Source organism: Amycolatopsis sp. EV170708-02-1 (assembly GCF_022479115.1).
In the GTDB taxonomy this organism is placed as follows: domain Bacteria; phylum Actinomycetota; class Actinomycetes; order Mycobacteriales; family Pseudonocardiaceae; genus Amycolatopsis.
The window spans coordinates 1,474,846-1,498,871 of record NZ_CP092497.1; the positions used below are offsets into that span (position 1 = coordinate 1,474,846).

The 24,026-nt window shown below is 69.3% G+C and carries 23 protein-coding genes and 1 pseudogene; 12 read left to right on the forward strand and 12 right to left on the reverse strand.

What is annotated here, in order from left to right; all coding sequences use genetic code 11:
* Positions 1-4: 4 nt before the first annotated feature.
* From hpaB to katG, 3 genes are all read left to right on the forward strand, one after another.
* On the forward strand, positions 5-1,465 hold the full coding sequence (gene hpaB, locus MJQ72_RS06655) for a 4-hydroxyphenylacetate 3-monooxygenase, oxygenase component (protein WP_240598245.1): 1,461 nt from the start codon (positions 5-7) through the stop codon (positions 1,463-1,465).
* A gap of 357 nt (positions 1,466-1,822) precedes the next feature.
* Positions 1,823-2,254: a Fur family transcriptional regulator gene (locus tag MJQ72_RS06660; protein ID WP_240598246.1), complete on the forward strand. Its 432-nt coding sequence runs from the start codon at positions 1,823-1,825 to the stop codon at positions 2,252-2,254.
* Positions 2,255-2,286: 32 nt separating this feature from the next.
* Entirely contained in the window at positions 2,287-4,521 is a 2,235-nt protein-coding gene (katG, locus tag MJQ72_RS06665; RefSeq protein WP_240598247.1) for a catalase/peroxidase HPI, read from the forward strand.
* Between the two features lie 52 nt (positions 4,522-4,573).
* On the opposite strand, the gene MJQ72_RS06670 is transcribed toward katG, so the two are convergent.
* The 3 genes from MJQ72_RS06670 to MJQ72_RS06680 are packed head-to-tail and all read right to left on the reverse strand — an operon-like array spanning position 4,574 to position 6,945.
* Positions 4,574-5,029 (reverse strand): ester cyclase, encoded by a 456-nt coding sequence (locus MJQ72_RS06670; protein ID WP_073843530.1) that lies wholly within the window; start codon positions 5,027-5,029, stop codon positions 4,574-4,576.
* A complete protein-coding gene (locus MJQ72_RS06675; protein ID WP_240598248.1) occupies positions 5,026-5,922 on the reverse strand; it encodes a hypothetical protein in 897 nt (298 codons plus the stop codon). The genes MJQ72_RS06670 and MJQ72_RS06675 overlap by 4 nt, the downstream gene beginning before the upstream one ends.
* A 12-nt stretch (positions 5,923-5,934) precedes the next feature.
* Positions 5,935-6,945, reverse strand: a complete 1,011-nt coding sequence (locus MJQ72_RS06680; RefSeq protein WP_240598249.1) for a hypothetical protein — start codon at positions 6,943-6,945, stop codon at positions 5,935-5,937.
* Positions 6,946-7,136: 191 nt separating this feature from the next.
* Between MJQ72_RS06680 and MJQ72_RS44775 the strand changes: the two genes are divergently transcribed.
* The 4 genes from MJQ72_RS44775 to MJQ72_RS06700 all read left to right on the forward strand — a co-directional run bounded on the left by MJQ72_RS44775 (position 7,137) and on the right by MJQ72_RS06700 (position 10,711).
* Positions 7,137-8,537, forward strand: a complete 1,401-nt coding sequence (locus MJQ72_RS44775) for a fatty acid desaturase (protein WP_240598250.1) — start codon at positions 7,137-7,139, stop codon at positions 8,535-8,537.
* Complete coding sequence (locus tag MJQ72_RS06690; RefSeq protein WP_007029462.1) at positions 8,534-8,728, forward strand: ferredoxin; 195 nt, start codon at positions 8,534-8,536, stop codon at positions 8,726-8,728. The genes MJQ72_RS44775 and MJQ72_RS06690 overlap by 4 nt, the downstream gene beginning before the upstream one ends.
* Positions 8,729-8,730: 2 nt before the next feature.
* Entirely contained in the window at positions 8,731-9,939 is a 1,209-nt protein-coding gene (locus tag MJQ72_RS06695; RefSeq protein ID WP_240598251.1) for an NAD(P)/FAD-dependent oxidoreductase, read from the forward strand.
* 145 nt (positions 9,940-10,084) lie between these two features.
* On the forward strand, positions 10,085-10,711 hold the full coding sequence (locus MJQ72_RS06700) for a TetR/AcrR family transcriptional regulator (protein WP_240598252.1): 627 nt from the start codon (positions 10,085-10,087) through the stop codon (positions 10,709-10,711).
* On the opposite strand, the gene MJQ72_RS06705 is transcribed toward MJQ72_RS06700, so the two are convergent.
* On the reverse strand, positions 10,685-11,074 hold the full coding sequence (locus MJQ72_RS06705; RefSeq protein ID WP_240598253.1) for a hypothetical protein: 390 nt from the start codon (positions 11,072-11,074) through the stop codon (positions 10,685-10,687). The genes MJQ72_RS06700 and MJQ72_RS06705 overlap by 27 nt on opposite strands.
* 188 nt (positions 11,075-11,262) lie before the next feature.
* On the opposite strand from MJQ72_RS06705, the gene MJQ72_RS06710 reads away from it, so the two are divergent.
* On the forward strand, positions 11,263-11,565 hold the full coding sequence (locus tag MJQ72_RS06710) for a DUF1905 domain-containing protein (RefSeq protein WP_240598254.1): 303 nt from the start codon (positions 11,263-11,265) through the stop codon (positions 11,563-11,565).
* Between the two features lie 3 nt (positions 11,566-11,568).
* Here the strand turns inward: MJQ72_RS06710 and MJQ72_RS06715 are convergent, their stop codons facing one another.
* Positions 11,569-12,549: a DUF5937 family protein gene (locus MJQ72_RS06715; protein ID WP_240598255.1), complete on the reverse strand. Its 981-nt coding sequence runs from the start codon at positions 12,547-12,549 to the stop codon at positions 11,569-11,571.
* A gap of 66 nt (positions 12,550-12,615) precedes the next feature.
* On the opposite strand from MJQ72_RS06715, the gene MJQ72_RS06720 reads away from it, so the two are divergent.
* The gene (locus tag MJQ72_RS06720; RefSeq protein WP_240598256.1) at positions 12,616-13,800 is read left to right on the forward strand and encodes an MFS transporter; all 1,185 of its coding nucleotides are present in this window, start codon (positions 12,616-12,618) and stop codon (positions 13,798-13,800) included.
* Here MJQ72_RS06720 and MJQ72_RS06725 read toward each other — a convergent pair.
* Genes MJQ72_RS06725 through MJQ72_RS06750 form a run of 6 tightly spaced genes read right to left on the reverse strand, consistent with a single transcriptional unit; the run spans position 13,787 to position 18,434 of the window.
* Positions 13,787-14,008, reverse strand: coding sequence for a hypothetical protein (locus tag MJQ72_RS06725; protein ID WP_240598257.1), 222 nt, complete (start codon positions 14,006-14,008; stop codon positions 13,787-13,789). The genes MJQ72_RS06720 and MJQ72_RS06725 overlap by 14 nt on opposite strands.
* Before the next feature lie 2 nt (positions 14,009-14,010).
* Positions 14,011-15,201: a cytochrome P450 gene (locus MJQ72_RS06730; protein ID WP_240598258.1), complete on the reverse strand. Its 1,191-nt coding sequence runs from the start codon at positions 15,199-15,201 to the stop codon at positions 14,011-14,013.
* Positions 15,198-16,358 (reverse strand): NAD(P)/FAD-dependent oxidoreductase, encoded by a 1,161-nt coding sequence (locus MJQ72_RS06735; RefSeq protein ID WP_240598259.1) that lies wholly within the window; start codon positions 16,356-16,358, stop codon positions 15,198-15,200. Before MJQ72_RS06735 ends, MJQ72_RS06730 begins: the two co-directional genes overlap by 4 nt.
* Entirely contained in the window at positions 16,355-16,549 is a 195-nt protein-coding gene (locus MJQ72_RS06740; RefSeq protein WP_240598260.1) for a ferredoxin, read from the reverse strand. The genes MJQ72_RS06735 and MJQ72_RS06740 overlap by 4 nt, the downstream gene beginning before the upstream one ends.
* On the reverse strand, positions 16,546-17,220 hold the full coding sequence (locus MJQ72_RS06745) for a TetR/AcrR family transcriptional regulator (RefSeq protein ID WP_240598261.1): 675 nt from the start codon (positions 17,218-17,220) through the stop codon (positions 16,546-16,548). The genes MJQ72_RS06740 and MJQ72_RS06745 overlap by 4 nt, the downstream gene beginning before the upstream one ends.
* Positions 17,221-17,225: 5 nt before the next feature.
* On the reverse strand, positions 17,226-18,434 hold the full coding sequence (locus tag MJQ72_RS06750; protein WP_240598262.1) for a cytochrome P450: 1,209 nt from the start codon (positions 18,432-18,434) through the stop codon (positions 17,226-17,228).
* Between the two features lie 118 nt (positions 18,435-18,552).
* Here MJQ72_RS06750 and MJQ72_RS06755 point away from each other — a divergent pair.
* Positions 18,553-20,003 (forward strand): annotated as a pseudogene (locus tag MJQ72_RS06755) (MFS transporter); the annotation flags it as partial.
* On the opposite strand, the gene MJQ72_RS06760 reads toward MJQ72_RS06755, so the two are convergent.
* Entirely contained in the window at positions 19,915-21,945 is a 2,031-nt protein-coding gene (locus MJQ72_RS06760) for an MMPL family transporter (protein WP_240598263.1), read from the reverse strand. The pseudogene MJQ72_RS06755 and the gene MJQ72_RS06760 overlap by 89 nt on opposite strands.
* A gap of 106 nt (positions 21,946-22,051) precedes the next feature.
* Between MJQ72_RS06760 and MJQ72_RS06765 the strand changes: the two genes are divergently transcribed.
* Together MJQ72_RS06765 and MJQ72_RS06770 are read left to right on the forward strand one after the other, a co-directional pair.
* Positions 22,052-22,525: a MarR family winged helix-turn-helix transcriptional regulator gene (locus tag MJQ72_RS06765; protein ID WP_240598264.1), complete on the forward strand. Its 474-nt coding sequence runs from the start codon at positions 22,052-22,054 to the stop codon at positions 22,523-22,525.
* Positions 22,526-22,537: 12 nt separating this feature from the next.
* Positions 22,538-24,001: an SDR family oxidoreductase gene (locus tag MJQ72_RS06770; RefSeq protein WP_240598265.1), complete on the forward strand. Its 1,464-nt coding sequence runs from the start codon at positions 22,538-22,540 to the stop codon at positions 23,999-24,001.
* Positions 24,002-24,026 lie beyond the last annotated feature (25 nt).

The window sequence follows — 24,026 nt, forward strand, 5'->3', positions numbered from 1 at the left end:
CGACATGGGAGCCCGTACCGGACAGCAGTACCTCGACAAGCTCAACGCGATGACACCGGAGTTGTACGTCGACGGCGAGAAGGTGACCTCGAAGGTCGCCGAGCATGCGGCGTTCCGCAACAACGCGCTGACCTACGCGAAGCTGTTCGACCTCCAGCACGACCCGGCGCACCGTGACGTCCTGACCTACGAATCGCCGACGACGGGGGAGCGGGTCGGCATGTCGTTCCTGGTGCCGCGCAGCGAAGAAGACCTCAAACGCCGTCGCGCCGCCTTCTCCGTCTGGGCGGAGTATTCGAACGGTTTCCTGGGGCGCACCGGCGACTACATGAACTCGTCGCTCACCGCGCTCTCGACCGCGAAGAAGTTCTTCTCCCAGGCCGATCCCGTCTACGGCGAGCGCATCGAGAAGTACTACGAGATGGCGCGCGAGAACGATCTGCTCGCGACGCACACCCTGATCCCGCCGCAGGTGAACCGCTCGGTTTCGGGCAGCCAGCAGGGTGGCGGCAACCTGTCGGCGAAGGTGGTCGAGGAACGGGAGGACGGCATCGTCGTCCGCGGCGCCCGCATGCTCGCCACCATCGCGCCGATCGCCGACGAACTCCTGGTCTTCCCGTCGACCGTCCTGCGCGGCACCCCCGAGGACGCCCCGTATTCCTACGCTTTCGCCGTCCCGAACGACGCGCCCGGGCTGAAGTACTTCTGCCGCGCCGGGCTCGACCACGGTCGCTCGCACTTCGACGAACCGCTCGCCTCCCGGTTCGAGGAGATGGACGCGGTCGTGGTGTTCGACGACGTCTTCGTCCCGAACGAGAGGGTCTTCCTGCTGGGACATCCGGAACTGTGCAACGCGTGGTACTCCCAGACCGGCGCCGGCGCGCTCATGACCCATCAGGTCGTCACCCGCACGCTGGCCAAGACGGAGTTCTACCTCGGGCTCGCCAGTGAGATCGCCGCCGCGATCGGCATCGGCGGCTTCCAGCACATCCAGCAGGACCTGTCGGAGCTGATCTCCTACGTCGAGATCGAGAAGGCCGTGCTGCGTGCGGCGGAGGCCGACGGCAAGCTCAGCGAGGACGGCGTTTTCCTGCCCAAGTGGGAGGTCCTGAACGCCGCACGGAACTGGTACCCCACGAAGGTCTCGCCGCGGCTGACCGAGATCATCCGCAAGTTCTCCGCTTCCGGCCTCATGGCGCTGCCGGGCGAGGCGGACTTCGACGCGGAGGGCCGTCCCGACATCGACACGTACCTCCAGTCGGCCACCCTGCCGGCCAAGGACCGTGCGCGGCTGTTCAAGCTGGCGTTCGACGCGTCGGTCTCGAGTTTCGCCGGACGGGAGTCGCTGTACGAGTACTTCTTCTTCGGCGACCCGGTGCGGATGGCCGGAGCCCAGGTGAACGCGTACCCGAGGGAGGCGTTGCAGGAACGGGTCCGGGAACTTTTGGCGCGCGAAGGCCGGTGAGTGCGGATTTCGCCGAACGGATAGCGACAGCCGGTTGTTGCGAACCGCTTGGCATGGTGTTTCACCCCGGCTTTTCGCGTCAAGGGTGACCGCCCGTCCCGAACTCGCGTGCTTGAAGGCGGAACTCGCGTGCTTGGGGCCGTAACTCACGGGCCGCGTGAGTTACGCCTCCAAGCACGCGAGTTACGGCCCCAAGCACGCGAGTTACGGCCCCAAGCACGCGAGTGTCGTGCGCAAGCACGCGGGGAAGGGTCCCGAGGTGGGCTCCGTGCAGGGCGGATCGCTGCGGGAGGGGGCGGGACACGCCCGGGATCCTGCGAACTTGATTCATTCCAGAAAATGGGCCAGACTGCGGCCGTGCCCACGACCCCGGAGTTCGAGCGGATGCTGCGCGGGGCCTCCCTGCGCGTGACGCGTCCGAGGGTGGCCGTGCTGACAGCGGTACGCGACCACCCTCATGCCGACACCGACTCGATCATCGGTGCCGTGCGCACGGAGCTCGGCGAGGTCTCTCACCAGGCCATTTACGACGTGTTGCGGGCACTGACCGCCGCGGGTCTCGTACGGCGGATCCAGCCGTCGGGGTCCGTGGCACGGTACGAGTCCCGGGTCGGGGACAACCACCACCACGTCGTGTGCCGAACCTGTGGTGCCATCGCCGACGTCGACTGCGCCGTCGGTCCCGCACCCTGTTTGACCGCGTCGAACGACCAAGGCTTCCTGATCGAAGAGGCCGAGGTCATCTACTGGGGCCTGTGTCCCGACTGTGCGATCGAACCCCGTTCCTGAGCCCTGCAGTTCTGATTCCCGGAAGGATTCCCGTGTCTGACAGCCCGGACGCCGTCGTCGGCGAAATGAACGAAGAGAGCGCGGGCGGCTGCCCCGTCTCGTCGGGCCGCCGCAACCACCCCACCGAAGGTGCGGGCAACCGCGACTGGTGGCCGAACCAGCTCAACCTGAAGATCCTCCGGAAGCACTCCGCCGCTTCCGACCCCATGGACGCCGGGTTCGACTACGCGGCCGAGTTCAAGACCCTCGACCTCGACGAGCTCGCCAAGGACGTCGACGCCGTCCTGACGACTTCGCAGGACTGGTGGCCCGCGGACTTCGGTCACTACGGCGGCTTCATGATCCGCATGGCGTGGCACAGCGCCGGCACCTACCGCATCGAGGACGGCCGCGGTGGCGCGGGCGCGGGCATGCAGCGCTTCGCCCCGCTCAACAGCTGGCCGGACAACGGCAACCTCGACAAGGCGCGCCGCCTGCTCTGGCCGGTCAAGAAGAAGTACGGCCGCAAGATCTCGTGGGCCGACCTGATGATCTTCACCGGCAACCGCGCGCTGGAGACCATGGGCTTCAAGACCTTCGGCTTCGCCGGTGGCCGCGCCGACGTCTGGGAGCCGGACGAGGACGTGTACTGGGGTCCCGAGCGCACGTGGCTCGGCGACGAGCGCTACAGCGGTGACCGCCAGCTCGAGGGCCCGCTGGCCGCCGTGCAGATGGGTCTCATCTACGTGAACCCGGAAGGCCCGAACGGCAACCCGGACCCGCTGGCCGCGGCCCGCGACATCCGCGAGACCTTCGGCCGCATGGCGATGAACGACGAGGAGACCGTCGCGCTGATCGCCGGTGGGCACAGCTTCGGCAAGACCCACGGCGCGGCCGACCCGGACAAGTACGTCGGGGCCGAGCCCGAGGGCGCTTCGATCGAGGAGCAGGGCCTCGGCTGGAAGAACAGCTTCGGCAGCGGCAAGGGGCGCGACGCGATCACCAGTGGCCTGGAGGTCACCTGGACGCCGACCCCGACCCAGTGGAGCAACTGGTTCTTCCACAACCTCTTCGAGTACGAGTGGGAGCTGACCAAGAGCCCGGCGGGCGCCCACCAGTGGGTCCCGAAGGACGGCAAGGCGAAGAACACCGTGCCGGACCCCGAGGACGGCAAGCTCAACCGCGCGCCCGGCATGCTCACCACCGACCTGGCGCTGCGTTTCGACCCGGTCTACGAGCAGATCTCGCGCCGGTTCTACGAGAACCCGGACCAGTTCGCGGACGCCTTCGCCCGTGCCTGGTTCAAGCTGACCCACCGCGACATGGGCCCGATCCAGCGCTACCTCGGCCCGCTGGTGCCGCAGGAGACGCTGATCTGGCAGGACCCGGTGCCCGCCGTCGACCACGAGCTGATCGACGACGCGGACATCGCCTCCCTCAAGGAGAAGCTGCTCGCTTCGGGCCTGTCGGTCTCGCAGCTGGTCTCCACCGCGTGGGCGTCGGCCTCGACGTTCCGTGGCAGCGACAAGCGCGGTGGCGCGAACGGTGCCCGCATCCGCCTCGAGCCGCAGCGTGACTGGGAGGTCAACGACCCGCAGACGCTGTCGCAGGTGCTGCGGACCCTCGAAGGTGTCCAGGAGGCGTTCAACAGCGCCCAGACCGGCGGCAAGAAGGTCTCGCTCGCCGACCTGATCGTGCTGGGTGGCGTCGCCGCCGTCGAGCGGGCCGCCAAGGACGGTGGCCACGAGATCACCGTGCCGTTCACGCCGGGCCGCACCGACGCGACGGCGGAGCAGACCGACGTCGAGTCGTTCGCGCCGCTCGAGCCGACCGTGGACGGGTTCCGCAACTACCGCGGCAAGGGGCACCGTCTCCCGACGGAATACCTGCTCATCGACCGCGCGAACCTGCTGAACCTGACCGCGCCCGAGATGACCGTCCTCGTCGGCGGCCTGCGTGTGCTCGGCGCCAACGCCCAGCAGTCCCAGCACGGCGTGTTCACCGAGAAGCCGGGGGCCCTGACCAACGACTTCTTCGCGAACCTGCTCGACATGGGCGTGCAGTGGACGGCCACGTCCGCCGAGGCGGAGGTCTTCGAAGGCCGGGACTCCGCGACCGGCGAGGTCAAGTGGACCGGTACCCGGGCCGACCTCGTGTTCGGGTCGAACTCCGAGCTTCGCGCGGTGGCTGAGGTCTACGCCAGCGACGACGCCAAGGAGAAGTTCGTGCGTGACTTCGTCTCCGCGTGGGACAAGGTCATGAACCTCGACCGCTACGACGTGGCGTGATCCAGGTCTGAAAGGTCCGGGCCCGTCGCTTCCGCGGCGGGCCCGGATTTTTTCAGACGTCGCCGGACGCCAGCAGGGTCAGCAGTTCGGCGTGCCCGGCCTGGGTGATCAGGCTGGCGGCGTCGAAGTAGATGCGCTCGTTGGTGATCCGGTCCTCGTCGAAGAAGAACACCGCGATGATCGGCACCCGGAACGCCTTGCCGGTCGGCGGACGGCCGTAGAACTCGCCGAGGTTGGTGCCGAGCAGGTCGAACTCGACGATGACCGACTCGTCGGCGAAGTGGTAGCGGACGTTGTCGTGCCGCTGGTCCGGGAACGCCGTGCGGGTCATGCGGTAGTACGCCATGACCTCTTCGTCGCCGTCGAAGATCTGCCCGGTCGCCATGATCTCGTAGTGCGGGTGCCCGTTGAAGGTGCCCAGTGTGCGGTCGAACTCGTGGGCCACCTCGGTGTCCATGTGCTCTTCGATGATCTTGTGGCGGCGCTCGCGCAGGTCTTCGCTGATCACTGATCCTCCGGCTCGTTCCTGGTCGCGATCCGGAGCCTACCGCCCGCGGCCTCGTCGTCGGTGCCGTAGAGCAGGCTGCCGCACGAGCGCGAAAGGCAGGTCATGGCCTCGATCTTGTGGCCGGGGAAGTCGCCGATCCGCACCGGGGCGGGGGAGAGCGCGATCGAACCGTCGGAGCGGAGCACACCCGCCGCGTACACGGCCGAATCGAACGGGCCTTCGTCGCCGGGATCGGAGGCGGCCGAGACCAGGACGCGGTCGTCCGCGGTGATCTCGACGTCCGAGGTGTGCCGGACGTCCGTGGCCGGATACGGGACCCGGAACGGGGTCGACTTCGGCTTCTTGAAGGACAGCTTCGATACGGAGAACTCGGCGGAGTAGAGCGTGGCCGGCCGGGCGTCCTGGCCGCGGTCCGCCCAGACCGCGAACAATCGGTCATTCACCTTTTTCAGTGCGAAACCCTCGTAATTGTCTTCCGGGTCGCCCTTGGGCACCTGGAAAGTGCCGAGCACTTTCAGATGCCGGTCCTTCAGGGTGAAGTGAAAGCCCTTGCCGCCGCTGGCCAGCGCGACGAATTCGCCGGACTTTCCCGGCACCGCTTCGGCCGCTTCCAGGTCGACCGGGAGCTCGCCAGGCCAGTCGATCGAGTCCACCTTGGACACTTTGCCGTGATCGAGCCGGACCCGGACCGCCCGGTTTTCGCCGGGCTTCTTGTTGTCTCGTAGGACAAGTGCGTCGATCCTGCCGTCGTCCCGGTCGAGGACGGCGATCCCGCTGGCGCCGGAGGTCATGCCCGTGCCGATGGATTCCCAGCCGTCGCCCGCGAGCGCGGCGGACGGAAGGAGCAGGGGCAAAAGCAGGGCCGGAAGAATTGCGATGGGGGCGAATTTCATGTCGAGCCCCCTTCAGCCGCAGGAGAGGGTGCCGGCGCGGAGCGCGTGGCCGCCGTCGTTCCCGTCGTCGGCCCAGACCACCTGCTTGGTCCCGGAGGTACACGTGGCCGAGATCGCGAAACCTTCGTTGTTGTAGTCCGGCATTCCGCCGGGACGGTCGTACGTGGCCGTGACGGCGAACTTGCCCTGCGCGTCGACGGCCAGCGTCGTCGAGTCGCCGCCGCAGTTGTCGTCGCAGACCGCCCACAGCTTGCCGGTCGAAGCCTCGTACTCGAGTTCCATGATCGAGGCGAGCCCGCTCGCGAAACTCGCGACCCGGGTGTACTTCCCGCCCGCCTGGTCGAGCGCGTAGGCGTAGATCATGCCGTTGCTTTCGAGGCCCACGAGGTAGAGGCCGGTGCCGTGGCCGGGGTAGCTGCTCGGGTTGTACGGCGCCTTCGTGCGCTGGTCCACGAACCCCTTGGCGGTGAGGGCGCTGTCCGGGATCCACGACACGGCTTCGAGGCCGTCGTTCGCCGATACCTTCGGCAGGTCCGCCGTCAGATCCCATTCGGCCTTCGCGGTGAGGGTCTTGGCCGTGCCGGCGACGTCGTACCGGAGCACCTTGAGCGCGCTCGTCTTGCTGTTGTCGCCGTCGCGCTCGGTGGCCGCGACCACGCCGTCCGGGGTGGCCACGACTGCTTCGGCGTCGGGGTCGCCCTTGCCGCTGCGGTAGCGCAGTTGCTTGCCCGACGACCAGCCGTTGGCGGTGTCCGGCTGCCATTTCGACCCGTTGCGCACGAGGCGGTACAGCGTGCCGGGGCCGTTCTTGACCGCCCAGAGGACGTCCGGGCCGCCGAACGACAGGCCGCTCATGTTGCCGCCGAGGACGTTCGAACCGTCGGCGTTCGCGACGTCCGAACCGCCCGGCCACGGGCTGTTCGCCGTCGTGGTCGCGGTGGCGGCGGTGGCGGGCAGGACCAGCAGGGCCGCGGCGACGGCGGCCACGGCGGCGGGTCGGATCCGGCGAGGTGATCGGGGCATTCGCGCTCCTTCGGGCGGACGAAGTGGGTCGCGGCGTGTCGTCATAAGTTAAGTAAGTTTCCTTACAAATACAAGATATCGCCAGATTCTCACGAAATGAAGCAACGTTGGATTTACAAAAGATGTCCTCTTGTCAAACTGGGTGTACAGGACCTATGGTTTTGTAAACCCAGCCAATGGAGGAGGGTGCGATGAGCGAGATGACGGGCACGATCCCGGCGGGCTCGACCGAACGCTGGACCGACGGCAAGCGGTATCTGTGGCTGATCGGCCTGGTGGTGCCTTCGCTCGCGTTCCTGGCCATCGGCCTGCACGCGGCCACCGGCTGGGGCGTGTGGTTCTGGATCGGGCCGATCGTGATCCTGGTGATCGTGCCGCTGATCGACCTGGTGGCCGGGCTGGACCGCAGCAATCCGCCCGACGACGTGATCGAACGGCTGGAGCAGGATCGCTACTACCGGTGGATCACCTTCGCGTTCCTGCCCATCCAGTACGCGGGTTTCGTGGTGGCGTTCTGGCTGATCGCCCGCGGCGACCTGTCGGTCATGGACAAGGTCGGCCTGGCGATCTCGATCGGCTGCATCGGCGGGATCGGCATCAACACCGCGCACGAACTCGGGCACAAGAAGGAGAGCCACGAGCGCTGGCTGTCGAAGATCGCGCTGGCACAGAGCTTCTACGGCCACTTCTACATCGAGCACAACCGCGGCCATCACGTCCGGGTGGCCACTCCCGAGGATCCGGCCAGCAGCCGGGTGGGGGAGAGCTTCTACCGGTTCTGGCCGCGCACCGTGTTCGGCTCGCTGAAATCCGCGTGGGGCCTGGAGCGCAAGCGCTACGCCCGGCGCGACCGGCATCCGTTCCGGATCGGCAACGACGTGCTCAACGCCTGGCTGATGTCGGCGGTGCTGTGGGCGGCGATGACCGTGTGGCTGGGGCCGGGGATCCTGCCGTACCTGGTGATCCAGGCGGTGGTCGGGTTCTCGTTGCTGGAGGTCGTGAACTACATGGAGCACTACGGGATGCGGCGGCAGATGGTCGGCCAGCCGAACCGCCGCCGGTACGAACGCGTGGACCCCAGCCACAGCTGGAACTCCAACAACATCGCCACCAACGTGCTGCTCTACCACCTGCAGCGGCATAGCGATCACCACGCCAACCCGACCCGCCGCTACCAGACGCTGCGCGATTTCGCGGAATCGCCGGTGCTCCCGACGGGCTACGCCGGGATGATCGTGCTGGCGCTGGTCCCACCGGTGTGGCGGCGCGTGATGGATCCGCGGGTGCTCGCGCATTTCGACGGCGACATCTCGCGCGCCAACATCCAGCCGTCGAAGCGGGCCAAGGTGCTGGCGCGGTACGGAACGCGGGTCACCGCGCCGTCCCGGCACGTCGCCGACACGCACGGCGACGCCACCGAGGGCGGGATGTGCCCCGGCTGCGGCTACGTGTACGACGAGAAACTCGGCGACCCGCGGGAGGGCTTCCCCGCCGGGACCCCGTGGTCGGCGATCCCGGATTCGTGGTGCTGCCCGGACTGCGGGGTGCGGGAGAAGGTCGATTTCGTGGCACCGGGAAGGGTCGGCGCATGATGAAGATCGAGGCGGACCGCGCGAAATGCGACGGCCTGGGCATGTGCGAAGCGATGGCGCCCGACTTCTTCGAGGTGGGGGACGACGGCACGGTCGTGGTGCTCGACGAGCGGCCCGGTGAGGAACATCGCCAGGACCTGTCGGCCGCCGTCGACGCCTGCCCTGTCCTCGCCCTGAAGCTGCGGGACTGAACATGACACTGGTCGTCGTGGGAGCGTCGCTGGCCGGGTTGCGCGCGGTCGAGGCGGCACGCCGAACCGGATACCGAGGGCGGATCGTGCTGATCGGCGCGGAGGAGCACCCGCCCTACGACCGGCTCCCGCTGTCGAAGTCGTTCCTCGACGCGGAAGGCGCAGGCAAGGTCGAGCCGTTCCACGGCGAGGACGCGTTGCGCGACGAGTTCGGCGTCGAGCTGATGCTCGGCGCCCCGGCGGACGGGCTCGACACCACCGCCCGCGAGGTGTCGGTGGCGGGGACGACGGTGCCTTACGAGGCGCTGGTGATCGCGACCGGCGCCACCGCGCGGCGGCTGCCCGGAAGCGAAGGGATCGCCGGGGTCCACACGTTGAGGACCGCCGAGGACGCGCTGGCGGTCCGCGCGGCGCTCGACGGCGGGGCGCGCACGGTCGTGGTCGGGGCGGGTTTCATCGGTTCCGAGGTCGCCGCCGCGGCACGGAAGCGCGGGCTGCCCGCGACGATCGTCGAGGCGCTCGACGTCCCGCTCGTCCGGTCCGTCGGCGCGGAGGCCGGTGCGGTGTGCGCCGCGCTGCACCGGGAGGCGGGTACGGAACTGAGGTTGTCCACCACGGTCACCGGCCTGGAGTCCGAAGGCGGTGTGGTGACCGGCGTCCGGCTTTCGACCGGCGAGGTGCTGCCCGCGGATCTGGTGGTCGCCGGCATCGGCGTCGTCCCGGCCACCGGGTGGCTGGCCGGGAGCGGGGTGCCTTTGCACGAGCTCGACGGCGGCGTGATGTGCGACGCCACGCTCGCGACCGGGGTCCCCGGCGTGTACGCCGCCGGGGACGTCGCCCATGCCGCGAACCCGTTGTTCGACGGCGAGCCGATGCGGCTGGAGCACTGGACGAACGCCGCGGAGCAGGGTGCCGCGGCCGCTCGTCACGCGCTCGCGCCGGAAGCGGCGAAGGCGCTGTCCCCGGTGCCGTATTTCTGGTCGGACTGGTACGACCACCGGATCCAGTTCGTCGGCACCCCGCGCGCCGACGAGGTGGTGGCCGCCGTCCCGGAGTCCGGTGGTTTCACCGCGCTGTACCGGCGCGGGGACCGGATCGTCGGGGCGCTGACCGTCGACCGGCCGCGCGAGATCATGAAGTACCGTCGGCATATCGCCGGGCGGGCGCCGTGGCCGGAGGCGCTGGCGTTCGCGGCGGGAACGGCGGCTTAGAAGGTGTCTTCCGAGCGAAGGCCGACGACGGCGGTGACGGCACGCGCGCGCGTCTTTTTCGGCCGGAGGCCTCGGATCGGCGGACGTTTGCCGCTGACATGGCTGGCTTAAAGCCGAAAGCGCGCTGGGAAAGGCACAGCTTAGAATGACGATCATGAGTGAGGCACCGGTCACGGGCGGTCCGTACCGTCAACCGATCGTCGCGTCGGCGATCGAGCTGACCGTGCGTTCCGGCTGGGCCTCGGTGACGATGAGCAAACTCGCGGAGATCGTCGGCGTCAGCCGCCAGACCGTCTACAACGAACTCGGCTCGAAGACCCAGCTGGCCGAAGCGATGATCTCGCACGAACTCGCCCGGTTCCTGTCGGTGGTCCGGGAAGCGTTCGAGCGGCACCCCGAAGATCTCGTCGAGGCGATCCACGACGCCGTCCGCGGTGTCCTCGAACTCGCCGACGACAACCTTCTGCTGCGCGCCATCGTCTCGGCCACGCACGGCGCCGACACCGAGCTGCTGCCGCTGCTGACGGTGCGGGCCGGGAGCCTGCTGAGCGAAGCGACCGTCATGCTGCGCGGCCGTGTCCGCGCCTACGGTCCGTCGCTGGACGCCGCGCAGCTGGATGTGGCGATCGACGTCGTGGTCCGGACCGTGCTGAGCCACATCATGCAGCCGTCGGACACCCCGGCGCGCACGGCCGACGCCCTGGCGTGGATGGCTTCACGCGTGCTCGGCGCGACGACGACCCGGTCACTGCGGCATCCTGCGGAGAATTAGGGCCGCGGTCTCCGCCGGGGTCGAGCGGGTGTTGTCGATACGCACGTGATCGTGGCGCTCGATCAGGTCCTCGGCGTGGGCGCGCCGCGCGCCGTCGGTGTTCATGACGTAGTCGCGGTTGAGTTCGAGCAGATTGGCACGGGAGAAGCCGAGGTCGCGCTTGCTGGGTTTGCGGTCGAGGCGGAGCTCGGTGGTGTTCCGTTCGAGGCGCTCGTCGAGATCGGCGTACAGCTCGACGAACCGCGTCCGAAGATCACGACGACGTCCACTCGGCCACGGTAGCGGGGCCGTGGTTTTGCCTACGGCACGTACCGAACCGAGGTGACCCAGTGCGGACCATGATCGACGGAGGATCGGGGACACTCAACGTCCCCGATCCTCCGTCGATCATGGTCAGGTCGCCCAAGCCTGGCGGCCGACACGTCGAGTGGGGAAGATTTCGGACAGTGAACGTCCGGAATCCTCCCCGCACAGCCGATGTCGGCGCCTCCGAGGCATCGAGGCGAGCCGGGCAGCCCGGAATTGTCGGTCCCGTATGCGACGCTTCACCGATGATCGTCGTGTTCGATGCCGAGCTCTGGGTCTGGGACGCCCGCCGAGGGGAGACCTGGACCTTCGTCAGCCTGCCGCAGGACATCTCCGAGGAGATCCGCGAGATCACCGACGGGCCGCGTCGCGGGTTCGGCGCGGTCCGGGTCCAGGTCGGTATCGGCGGCAGCAAGTGGAAGACGTCGATCTTCCCGGACGCCAAACAGGGTGCCTACGTGTTGCCGGTCAAGAAAGCGGTCCGCAAGGCCGAGGGAATCGAGGAAGGTGATGTGGCGAAAGTGACCGTCGAGCTGATCGACCTCTGACTGTCAGAGCAGGCGTTCACCGAGCGGCGTCGTCAGATAGAGGACGGTGCGGCCGGAGCGTTCGCGCGTGACGAGTCCGCTGTCCCGCAGGACCTTGAGGTGCTGGGAAACGGCGCTCGGTGTCACGCCCAAGACGCGCGCCAGGTCGGTCGTGGTCGCGGGGGAGGACAGCGCCGTCAGGAGAGTGGCTCGCATCCGGCCCAGCAGCCGTATTGTGGCGGACCCGGGTGCCCGGGTTCCGGCGGCCCACAGGGTGCCGGTTCCCCTTGCCGGATAGCGGATCGTGGTCTGGGTCGACGTGTTCTCCTTGACGAGGACATACGGCGACCCGAGGACGACCGGCATCAGCACGAGCCCACCCGGCCCCCGGGTGACGACGCGATGCTGATCGCGCCACCGCTCGCCGGCCAGGATCACCCGGTCGTCGTGCCAGCGCAGATCCGGATGCAGGTCCGCGAACAGCCGCTCGGCACCGCCCGCGGTCAGCGCCCGGGCGTGATACCCGACGTCCGCGTCCAGCACCGCCCGGATCCTCGGCCAATGCGGTGCGACAAGGCGGTCGTGGGCGGCACGCAGTTCGTCGGCGACCTCCCGCAGTCCGGACGCGGGGTCGGCGGCGAGGGCCACGACAGCGGGCGGAGGCGTCGCGCCGAAGATCCGGCCGAGGCTCGCCCTGACTCGGTCTTCAGGGGTCCGTTGCAGGGCATCGAGGTCGTTTTCGAGGGAGTCACCAGAGTTTCGCGGGGCCGGGACGAGGAACTCCGGCCAGCCGAGCCTGCCGGTCACGACCAACGGCCAGGTACGCGAAAGGTCGAGTGGCTCGCGATCGAGTTCTTCGCGCGCCCACCGCAGCCAGGGCAGGTTGACCGCGTTCCGGTCGATCCCGGCGAGTTGCTGCAGACCGGCCACGGTCTCGGACAGTGGCGAGATCGCGAACCGGGTCGCGGCCAGTTCGGCGACACCGACTTCGATGGTCATCGGCATCGCCCGAGTATGTAGGCACGAGCTAAATGGTGTCCCCGGAACGCCGGACCTCGCCACGATCCGATCATGCGCACTCTGCCTCGCGCCTATCGGCGGCTGTGGTGGGCCACCGGGATCGACAGCCTCGGCAACGGCGTCTTCACGGCGGCGCTGCCCTTGCTGGCGGTGACGGTGAGCCACGACCCCAGAGACGTCGCCCTGGTCTCCGCCGCGACCTATCTGCCGTGGCTTCTGCTGTCGCTCCCCGCCGGCTCCGTCGTCGACAGGGTCGACCGGACGACCCTCATGTGGCGAACGCAGGCGCTCCAGGCCCTGATCGTCGGCGTCCTCGCGGCGCTCGTGGCGGCGGGGATGATCAGTGCGCCCGTGCTCGTCCTGCTCGCGTTCGCGCTGGGCGCGTGCGACGTCTTCTACGACAACGCGGCGCAAACGGCGGTCCCTGATCTCGTCCCGAAGGGCTTGCTGCACCGCGCGAACGGCGGACAGCAGGTGGCGATGATCGTGGGCAGGCAGTTCCTGGGCCCGCCTCTCGGCAGCCTCTTCTTCGCACTCGCCTGGACGTTGCCGTTCGCCGTCGACGCCGCGTCGTTCGTCCTCGCCGCGGTACTTCTGGCGAAGCTGCCCGGACGACGCGGCCGGGCGGAAAGCGTGAAGGTCCTCGACGGGGTCCGGTGGCTGATGAGGCACCGCCTGCTTCGTGCTCTCGCGTTGCTGCTGGGCATCAACACCTTCTGCGGTCAGCTCGGGAACGCGACGCTCGTCCTGTTCGTGACCGACGTGCTGCATCTCGGCGCGGGGGTGTTCGGTCTGCTGCTCGCCGGTGCGGCGATCGGAGGCGTCGTGGGCGGGTTGGTGATCACGCGGCTGGTCGCCTGGCTCGGCGACCTCCGCGCGCTCCTCGTCTCGCTCGCCGTGAACGCCACCGTTTTCGTCGGAATGGGGTTCAGCCCGAACGTCGTCGTCCTCGGCGGGCTCTTCGCGGTGAGCAGTTTCGTGACGACCATCTGGAACGTCGTCACCGTCGGCGTCCGGCAACAGGAGGTGCCGTCGACTCTGCTCGGCCGGGTCAACAGCGTCTACCGGCTGCTCGGCTGGGGACTGATGCCGCTCGGCGCGCTGGCGGGCGGGCTGCTCGCGCACAGGTTCGGGCTTCGCGTTCCCTATCCCGTCGCGGGCCTCGTGCGCGGCGTCGCGCTCCTGGCCGCGCTTCCGGTGCTGATCCCGGCGATGCGGGACGCTACTCCTCGGTGAGTTCGGCCAGCTGATCCGCGGCGTCCTGGTTCCCAGCCGCGGCCAGCCGCCGCAGTTCGTCCAGCGCGCCCAGTTCGGTCGCCGTTTCGATCAGCTGGTCTGCTGCGTCGCTGCTGCCGCCGTCGGCCAGCCGCCGGAGTTCGGCCAGGTCACCGCTTTCGGCGGCCTCCTGGATCCGTTCGTCGATGGCGTCCTGCTCAGCGCTCATGGTCACCAGGTTACGGGCAGTGCGTACACCCCGTAGACGGAACCGTCGTGCTTGAAGTCGATCTCCGACAGGTCGGCCGCGAGCCGGAGCGTGGGGACGCGCCGGTACAGCGTGCCGTAGACGACCTGCAGTTCCATCCGGGCGAGCGGCTGGCCGAGGCATTGGTGCACGCCGAAACCGAAGGCCACGTGACGGCGGGAGTCGCGGCGGAGGTCGAGCCGGTCGGGGTCGGGGAAGACGTCGGGATCGCGGTTGCCGATGTCGTTGGCGAGGATGATGCCCTCGCCCGCCCGGATGACCTGGCCCGCGATCTCGATGTCCTCGAGCGCGACCCGGCGGCGTCCGTTGTGCGTGATGTGCAGGTAGCGCAGCAGTTCTTCGACGGCGGAGGCGACCAGCTTCGGGTCTTCGGTCTCGCGAAGGAGAGCGAGCTGATCCGGGTGTTCGAGCAACGCCAGCGTGCCGAGCGCGATCATGTTGGCCGTCGTCTCGTGCCCGGCGATCAGCATCAGAACGCCCATCTGGGCCGCTTCCTCCCGGGTCAGTTCACCGGCGCGGATGCGCTCGGTGAGGCCGGACAGGAGATCGTCGCCGGGCTTCCGGAGCTTTTCGCCGATCAGCTCGCCGAGGTACTCGCCCAGCGCGGCACCCGCGGCGGCTTTCGCCTCGGGGCCGGTCTCACGGTTGATCAGGACGTTGCTGTTGTCCTGGAAGAACTCGTGATCCGCGTAAGGGACACCCAGCAACTGACAGATCACCAGGGAGGGCACGGGAAGCGCGAACGCCGTGACGAGGTCGGCGGGGTTCGGCCCGGCCAGCATCTCGTCGATCAGGTCGTCCACGATCTTCTGCACGCCGGGCCGCATGGCCTCCACGCGTTTGATGGTGAACGGCGCGGTCACCATCCGGCGCAGCCGGGCGTGTTCGGGGTCGTCCATCAGGATGAAACTGATGGAGCCACCTCGCAGTGGTGTCGGGCTCGGATAGCCGGGCCGGGTGATGTCGGCGCTGATGCGGGGATCCGAGAGCAGTTTCCGCTGGTCGGCGTACCGGGTCGCGAGCCACGGCGTGCTGTCGTCCCACAGCCGGACCCGCGCGAGCGGGGTTTCCTCCTGCAGCGACCGGATGGCGGGCGGCGGGTCGAACGGGCAGCCAGTCGCCCTGGCGGCGGGAAAGGAAGGTGTGGTGGTCAAGGCTTTCCTCCAACGAGAACGCCCGGGCGGCGCAGGCGGGCTTGTTTGGGCATGTTCCAGCCGAGGACACCGGTCACCACGCCGTTTCGCCGGTATTCGGCGACGAAGCGGCGATCGGCGAGTGAGCCCTCCACAAAGGACACTTCGGCGTCCGGGAAAAGGGTTCCGTGCACGTGGATCTTGGTGTCGAACTGGTCGGTCCAGAAGTAGGGGACCGGGAGGTAGGGCCGGTCCTCGCCGAGGATGACCGTCGCGACGTGGGCGGCCTGCTCGGTGGCGTTGGTCCGGTTCTCCAGCCGCAAGGTCACGTCGAGTGCTTCGTGATGCCAGCGGGCCACGTCGCCCACGGCGTAGATCCCGTCCGCCGCGCGGCATCGGGAATCGCAGACGACGCCGTTCGCCGGCGCCAGCCCGCTGCCTTCGAGCCAGTCCGTCGCCGGGGCGGCGCCGAACGCCACCACGACGACGTCCGCGGGGAGCACCTCGCCGGTTTCCAGTCGTACACCGGTGACGCGCCCATCGAGCGAATCCAGTCCGGTGACCGCCGCGCCGAGCCGCAGGGACACGCCGCGGGATTCGTGCAGCTCCGCCAGCAGCCCGGCGACGGTCGGGCCGAACTGTGCGGCCAGTGGCGCCGGTTGCGGGCCCGCGAGGGTGACCGGGACGCCCATCCCGGCGGCGACGGCGGCGATTTCGGTACCGAGGACGCCGTCGCCGACGACGACCGCCCGCGAACAGGACAGCAGGTCCGCCCGCAAGGCCAGCGCGTCGTCGAGGGTGCGGAGAACGTGGACACCGTCGAGGCCGCTCTGGTCCGGGAAGGTGCGTGGTCGCAGTCCGGTGGCGAGCACGACGTCGTCGGCGGTCAGTGTGCGTCCCGAGGCGGTGTGCACGGTCCGTTCCCGGACGTCCAGCGCGACGGCCGAGTCGCCGAGCAGGAACTCGGTATCCAATGTGGACAAACGGTCGGCGGGGCGGAGCTGGGTTCGTGCCGGTTCCCACTGTCCGGAAAGGACCTGTTTGGACAGGGGAGGCCGGTCGTAGGGGAGATGCGGTTCGGCGCCCAACACCGTGATGCGGTCCGCGTAACCCTTGCGGCGCAAGGCCTCCACCGTGGCGAGGCCGCCGGCGGAGGCGCCGACCACGAGCAGGGTCACTCGCTCACCGTGATGGCGGCGCCGGGGCAGACGTCGGCGGCTTCGCGGACGATGTCGTGCGAGTCCTGGCCGGGCGACTCCTGGAGCAGAAGCACGATGCCGTCTTCCTCGCGCTGGTCGAAGACGTCGGGGGCGAGCAGCACGCAGGTTCCGGCGCCGCAGCATTTGTCCTGGTCGACGGTGATCTTCATGGTCCTTTTCCTTCGTCCGGGCCGGGAGTGACCGGTGCCAGCCAGATCCCGGCGAGTGCGTCGATGAGCCCGGTCGCGGCGTCCTGCCAGGTGGACCGGGGGGTGGGGGTGCCCTCGGCGAGGGCGCGTTCGCGTTCGGCGACCATGTGGACCAGCAGCTGGCGGGCCATGTCGCCGCGTTCGGCGCGGACGTCGGCGGGCAGATCGGGCAGGCAGCGATGGAGCCCTTCGACGATCCGCACCAGTGACGGCGAGGTCAGGGATTCCTCGACCATGATCGGGCGGAGCGCGGGGTCGGTCATCACCTGCGCGCCGAACCGCGCGAACCAGGTCGGGCTGCCGAGCGTGGCCAGATGCTCGGCCACCGGGGCGACCAGGCAGCCGATCCAGGCCCGCAGGTCCGTGCTGTCACCGACATCGGCGAGCATCCGGCGGCGGATCTCTTCGATCGGCCCCGCATGACGGCGGGCGATCGCGCGCACCAGATCGGCCTTGGTGCCGAAGTGGTAGCCGACCGCGGTGTTGTTGCCCTGTCCCGCCGCTTCGCTGACCTGGCGGTTGGACACGGCGAAGACGCCGTGTTCGGCGAACAGCCGCTCCGCCGCGGTCAGGATCAGTTCCCGCGTCGCTTGCGCCCGTTCGGCGCGGGCGCCGGTGATCTCACTCGTCATGGGCATCACCATCGCACGGGCAGTTCCCGCAGTCCGCCGACGGCGAGCCCTTCGACCTTGCGCAGCTCCGCCGCGGTGACGGCGAGCTCCAGGGCGGGCAGTTTGTCCAGCAGGACACCGAGGACGACCTGGAGTTCGGTCCGGGCGAGCGGCTGCCCCAGGCACGCGTGCGCGCCGGCGCCGAACGCCAGATGCGGGTTCGGGCTCCGGTCGAGCGTCATGTCGGCGGCGGCTTCGAACGCGCTCTCGTCGCGGTTCGCCGCGGCCATGCTGCACATCGCGGTGGTGCCCGCCGGCAGGGTCGTGCCGCCGACCTCGAAATCCTCCGTGAGGTAGCGCGACATGCCGATCCCCGCGTTGGCGTCCATGCGCAGGGACTCCTCGACGGCGGTGCGGATCAGCGACCTGTCCGCGAGCAGCGCTTCCCAGCGGCTCCGGTCCTCCAGCAGCATCGCGACCATCTTCGCGATCATGTTCGCGGTGGTCTCGTGCCCGGCGATGAGCAGCCCGATGCCGGTCGCGACGAGCAGCGCGTCGGACCAGCGCTCACCGTCGACATCGGTGTCGGTGATGAGCGCGCTGAGGATGTCTTCGCCGGGCTCGGCCCGCTTCGCCGCGATGTGCTCGCCCATGTACCGGCCGAATTCCGCCTGTGCGACGTCGAATTCGGCCTGGGTGTAACGGGTCATGCTGAGCATGACGTCGGACCAGTGGGCGAAGCGTTCCCGGTCGCTGTCCGGGACGCCGAGCATGTCGCAGATGACCCACACCGGGAGCGGGAAGGCCAAGCTCGCCTTGAGGTCCGCGGGCTCGCCCTTCGCGACCATTTCGTCGATCAGCTGGACGGCCATCGCCTCCATCCGCGGCCGCAGCGCGTTCATCCGCTTGGCGGTGAACCACTTCCCGAGCATCCGGCGCCACTTCAGGTGCGCCTCGCCGTGCTGCGGGATCACGCCCGCCATCTCGCTGTTGAAGACCCCGCCCGATTCGGTGTCCGCGACCCGCGCCGCGTTGTCGGCGGGGGTCGGCCTGGTGAACCGGGGGTCGGAAAGGACGCTTTTGACGTCCGCGTAGCGGGTGATCAGCGTCGCCTCGTCGCCGCTCGCGAGGGTGACCTTGGCGACCGGGCATTTCGCGCGGAACTCGGCCCATTCGGCGGGCGGCGCCAGGGCGGCCTCGGTCGGGAACGGGAAGCTCGGCGGACGCTCCGTCATCGAAAGCTCCTTCAGCGTGGCGGGGTTCGGTGATGCACACAGTGCCCGGGTTGTTGGCATAAGTCAATCAACTGACTTAAGTTGGTGTTCTTCGCCCGATCCCCCTCGGAGGCCTTGAATGACTCAGCCCGTGCCACGTCCTCAGCCGATCGTGGTGGTGTTAGCGCTGGGCGGGATCGTGGTCTCGCTGATGCAGACCCTGGTCATCCCCCTGATCCCGAAGCTGCCGGAACTCCTGGACGCGTCGCCCGCCGACGCGGTCTGGGTGATCACGGCGACGCTGCTGGCGAGCGCCGTCGCGACGCCGGTCGTCGGCAGGCTCGGCGACATGTACGGGAAGCGGCGGATGCTGCTGCTCAGCCTCGGCATGCTGATCGCCGGCTCGATCGTCGCCGGGCTCAGCGACACGCTGGCGCCGATGGTCGCCGGCCGGGTCCTGCAGGGTTTCGCGGCCGGGGTGATCCCGCTCGGGATCAGCATCATGCGCGACGAACTCCCGGCCGAAAGGCTCGCTTCGGCGACGGCGACGATGAGCGCCTCACTCGGCGTCGGCGGCGCGCTCGGCCTGCCCGCGGCGGCGCTGCTCGCCGAGAACGCCGACTGGCATCTGCTGTTCTGGACGGCGGCCGGGCTCGGTGTCGTCGTGACCGCGCTCGTGCCGGCGTTCGTCCCCGAATCGAACGTCCGCACCGGTGGCCGGTTCGACCTCGTCGGCGCGGTAGGGCTTTCGGCCGCGCTGGTCTGTCTTCTGCTGGCGATTTCCCAAGGGGCGCGGTGGGGCTGGGCGAGCGGGCGGACGCTGGGTCTGTTCGCGGCCGCCGCGCTCGTCCTGCTGCTGTGGGGTGGTTGGGAACTGCGCACGGCCCGTCCGCTGGTGGATCTGCGGACGACCGTCCGGCGGCAGGTCCTGCTGACGAACCTGACGTCGATCGTGTTCGCGTTCGCGATGTTCGCGCAGTCGCTGGTGCTGCCGCAGATCCTCCAGCTCCCGGCGGCGACCGGCTACGGGCTCGGGCAGACCATGCTGGTCACCGGGCTGGTGCTGGTGCCGTCCGGTGTGGTGATGATGCTGACCGCCCCGCTGTCCGCGCGGCTCACGAAGGCCCGCGGACCCAAGGCGACGCTGATGCTCGGCGCTCTCGTCGTCGCCGCGGGCTATGGCCTCGGCACCGTCCTGATGGCGAGCGTGTGGCATCTCGTGCTGGTGTCCGCCACGATCGGCGCCGGCATCGGGCTCGCCTACGGCGCGATGCCCGCGCTCATCATGGGCGCCGTCCCGGTGTCGGAGACGGCGGCCGCGAACAGCCTCAACACCCTGATGCGCGCGATCGGCACGTCGATCTCCAGCGCCGTCGCGGGGTGATCCTGGCGCAGCTGACCGTCTCTTTCGGGCCGGTGCAGGTCCCGTCCCAGGGCGGTTTCCGGCTGATCATGGGGCTCGGCTCGGCGACCGCGCTCTTCGCGCTGGCGATCGCCGCGTTCATTCCCGGCCGGTCTTCGCCAGTTTCGACGGCCACCAGATCTTCCGTCCGGCGTCCACCGCCAGCGCCGGTACCAGCAGCGAGCGCACCAGGAGCGTATCGAGCAGGACGCCGAACGCGACGATGAAAGCCAGCTGCGCCAGGAAAAGGATGGGCAGGACGGCGAGAGCGGCGAAGGTCGCGGCGAGCACGACACCCGCGGACGTGATCACGCCGCCGGTGACGCGCAGGCCGCGCAGGGTCCCGTCCCGCGTGCCGATCCTGCCCGCCTCTTCGCGGACCCTCGTCATCAGGAAGATGTTGTAGTCGATCCCCAGCGCGACGAGGAAGACGAAGCCGAACAGCGGGACGACCGGGTCGGCGCCGGGGAAGTCGAAGACGTGGTTGAACACCAGCGCCGAGACCCCCATCGTCGCGGCGAAGGACAGCACCACCGTGCCGATCAGCAGCAGCGGCGCCAGCAGTGACCGCAGGAGCAGCGCGAGCACGAGGAAGATCACGACCAGGACGATCGGGATGATCACCATCCGGTCGTGTTCGGAGGTCTCCCTCGTGTCGAGCAGGGTGGCCGTCGGCCCGCCGACCTTGGTGCCGTCGAAGGTGTGGACGGCGTCGCGGATCCGTTGCACCGTCGCGACGGCCGCGTCGGAGTCCGGGGGATCGGCGAGGACGGCGTCGATCTTCGCGAGTCCGCCCGCTTCGCCGCTTTGGCGGACGTCCGAGACGCCGGGGACACGCGCCAGCGCGGTGACGGCCGGAGCCTGACCGGCGGGGGTGATGATCACCGTGGGCGAGCCGGAGCCGCCGGGGAAGTAGCGCGAGAGGACTTCCTGTCCCGCGACGGAATCGACCGGCGTGAGGAAGACGTCGGACTGCGCGGTGCCGGAGGCCTTGAGCTGGGGGAGGAACGCGCCGCCCGCGAGCAGGACGACGGTCGTGACGATCCAGATCGTCCGCGGCGCGCGGGCGACCAGGCCCGACACGCGTGCCCAAAGCCCGCCGGTCTCCTCGCGGGGCGGGGCCACCGCCGGGCGGAAGGGCCAGAAGGCGTTGCGCCCGCACAAAGCCAGGACGGCGGGCAGGAACGTGATGGTGGTGAGGAAGGCTGCGCCGATGCCGATGGCGGCGACCGGGCCGAGCCCCTTGTTGGAGTTCAGATCGCTGAACAGCAGGCACAGCACGCCGAGGATCACGGTCCCGGCGGAGGCGGCGATCGGCTCGATGGTCGAGCGCCAGGCCGTGCGGAGCGCGGTGCGGGCGTCGTCGCTGGTCCGGAGCTCTTCGCGATGGCGCGAGATCATCAGGAGCGCGTAGTCGGTGGCGGCGCCGAAGACGAGGATGAACAGGATTCCCTGGCTCTGCCCGTTCAGGGCCAGCACGTCGTGATCCGCGAGCAGGTACACCGCGAGACTCGCCGTGCCCAGCGCGAACACCGCCGACAACAGGACGAGCAGGGGGAGGAGGGGGCTCCGGTAGACGATGATCAGGATGACCGCGACCACCGCGCCCGCGACCAGGAGCAGCAGCCCGTCGATCCCGCCGAACGCCTCCTTGAGGTCGGCGACCTGGGCGGCGGGGCCGGTCACGAGCACCTTCAACCCGTCCGGGGTGTCACGGGCGAGCGACTCTCGCAGAGCCTCGACACCGTCACCGGGGTCGCTCGTGGCGTCCAGGAGCACGACCACCTGCGCGCCCGCGTCGCTCTGCGGAGCCGGGACGAGCCGCGCGTTCGCCGTGCGGTCGGCGAGGAACCGCTTGTCGCTCTCGGTCAGGCCCGACGGCCGCTCGGCGACGACGATCGCCGGGATGACGGCGGCGCTGGAGAACTGTTTCTGGAGCTCGCCCACCTCGGTCGCTTCGGCCGACGCCGGCAGGAAACCGCTGCTGTCGTTCTCCGTGACCTCGCTGAGCTTGCCCGCGTACGGGCCGCTGAGACCACCGAAGATCAGCCAGGCGACCGCCACCAGGGCCGGGAGCAGCCATCGCAGACGTGACCGCGTGCGGGCGCGGCGTTCGACTTCCGAGATCATGGACCGATGGCTCCCGTGACAGCGCTACTTCGACGAGTGAATAGTTCGACCATCGAAATAGTAGAGTGGTCACCCGGACGGGGCAACGTGAGGGGAGTTACCCGACATGGCTGAGGACGTCGAGCCGGTCACGGACGATCTGCTCGTTCTCCTGTTGCGGCAGTTGACCGTCGAGTCGGACCGGTTCGCGGAAATGTTCGGAGAGGCACACGGCCTGCACCGGACCGACCTCAACGCGCTCGCGGTGATCATGGACGCCGCCAGGATGGGGACCCCGATGAGCCCGAGCGCGCTCGCGAACGCGTTGCACCTGAGCGCGTCGGCGACGACGGCGGTGCTGGACCGGCTGGAGCGGGCCGGGCATCTCCACCGGGACCGGAGCGCGACCGACCGGCGCAAGGTCGAGTTGCGGATGCACGAGAAGGCGCGCGAGATCGGCGCCGAGTTCTTCCTGCCCCTCGGCGAGCGCTACGCCGAGGCGTGGCGGGAGATGGAGGAGGACGAGCGGCGGACGGTCGTCCGGTTCCTCCGGAGCACGATCGCCGCCACCGTCGAAGTGCGCGGCCGCCTGGCACCGTGAACACTCGGGACCATGCGATGTGTGGTGCTCGGAGCGACGGGCTATGTCGGCGGACGGCTGGTTCCCCAGCTGCTCGAAGCGGGTCACGAGGTCCGCGTCGTGGCCCGTTCGCCGGAGAAGGTCGCCGAGGAGCCGTGGCGTGACCGTGTCGAGGTCGAACGCGGCGACGTCACGGATCCGTCCTCGATCGAGACGGCGCTGACCGGCTGCGAGGTCGTCTACTACCTCGTGCATTCGTTGTCGCGCAAGGACTTCGTCGACGTCGACCGCGAAGGGGCGAAGACGGTCGCCGAGGCGGCGAAGACTGCGGGCGCGCGGCGGCTGGTGTACCTGGGCGGCATCGTGCCGGACGACGAGGAGTTGTCGCCGCATCTGGCGTCGCGCGCCGAAGTGGGCCGGGTCCTGCTGGACTCCGGGGTGCCCGCGATCGTCCTGCAGGCCGCGGTGATCATCGGTTCCGGCTCGGCGAGTTTCGAGATGCTGCGCTACCTGACGGAGCGGCTGCCGGCGATGGTCACCCCGCGCTGGGTGCGCAACCGCATCCAGCCGGTCGCGATCCGGGACGTGCTGCACTACCTCGTGCACGCCGCGGAACTGCCGTCCGAAGTGAACGGTGCCTTCGACATCGGCGGGCCCGACGTGCTGACCTATCTGGACATGATGCGCCGCTATGCCGTCGTGGCGGGCCTGCCGCGGCGTGCCGTCGTACCCGTGCCCGTGCTGACGCCGTGGTTGTCCGCGCAGTGGGTCAACCTGGTCACGCCGGTGCCGAAGGCGATCGCGGTGCCGCTGATCGAATCGCTGGTGCACGAGGTCGTCTGTCACGACCACGCGATCGCCGAGCACATCCCCGACCCGGAGGCGGGGCTGACGCACTACGAGCACGCCGTCGAACTGGCGCTGTCCCGGATCCGCAACGCCGACGTGCCGACCCGCTGGTCGGACGCGTCGGTCGACGCGGCTCCCTCGGATCCGCTGCCGAGCGATCCGGACTGGGCGGGCGGGACCGTCTACGAGGACAAGCGCGAGCAGCGGACGGACGCCTCACCGGAGGCGCTGTGGGACGTCATCGAGTCCATCGGCGGGGAGCACGGGTGGTATTCGTTCCCGCTGGCCTGGTCGGTCCGCGGCTGGGCCGACCGGCTCGTCGGCGGCGTCGGGTTGCGGCGCGGCAGACGGGATCCGCGACGCCTGCATCTCGGCGAGGCGCTGGACTGGTGGCGCGTCGAATACCTCGACCGGCCGCGGCTGCTGCGGTTGCGGGCGGAGATGAAGCTGCCGGGGCGCGCCTGGCTCGAACTCGGTGTCGAGTCCGATGAGGACGGCCGGACGATCTACCGGCAGCGCGCGGTGTTCGAGCCGCACGGGCTTGCCGGGCACGCGTACTGGAAGGGGATCGCGCCGTTCCACGGTGTCGTCTTCGGCGGCATGGTCCGCAACATCACCGGTGCGGCGGCCGGTGCGCTCGAGAGCTGAAGGGGACTTTCCCCTCGTTACACGC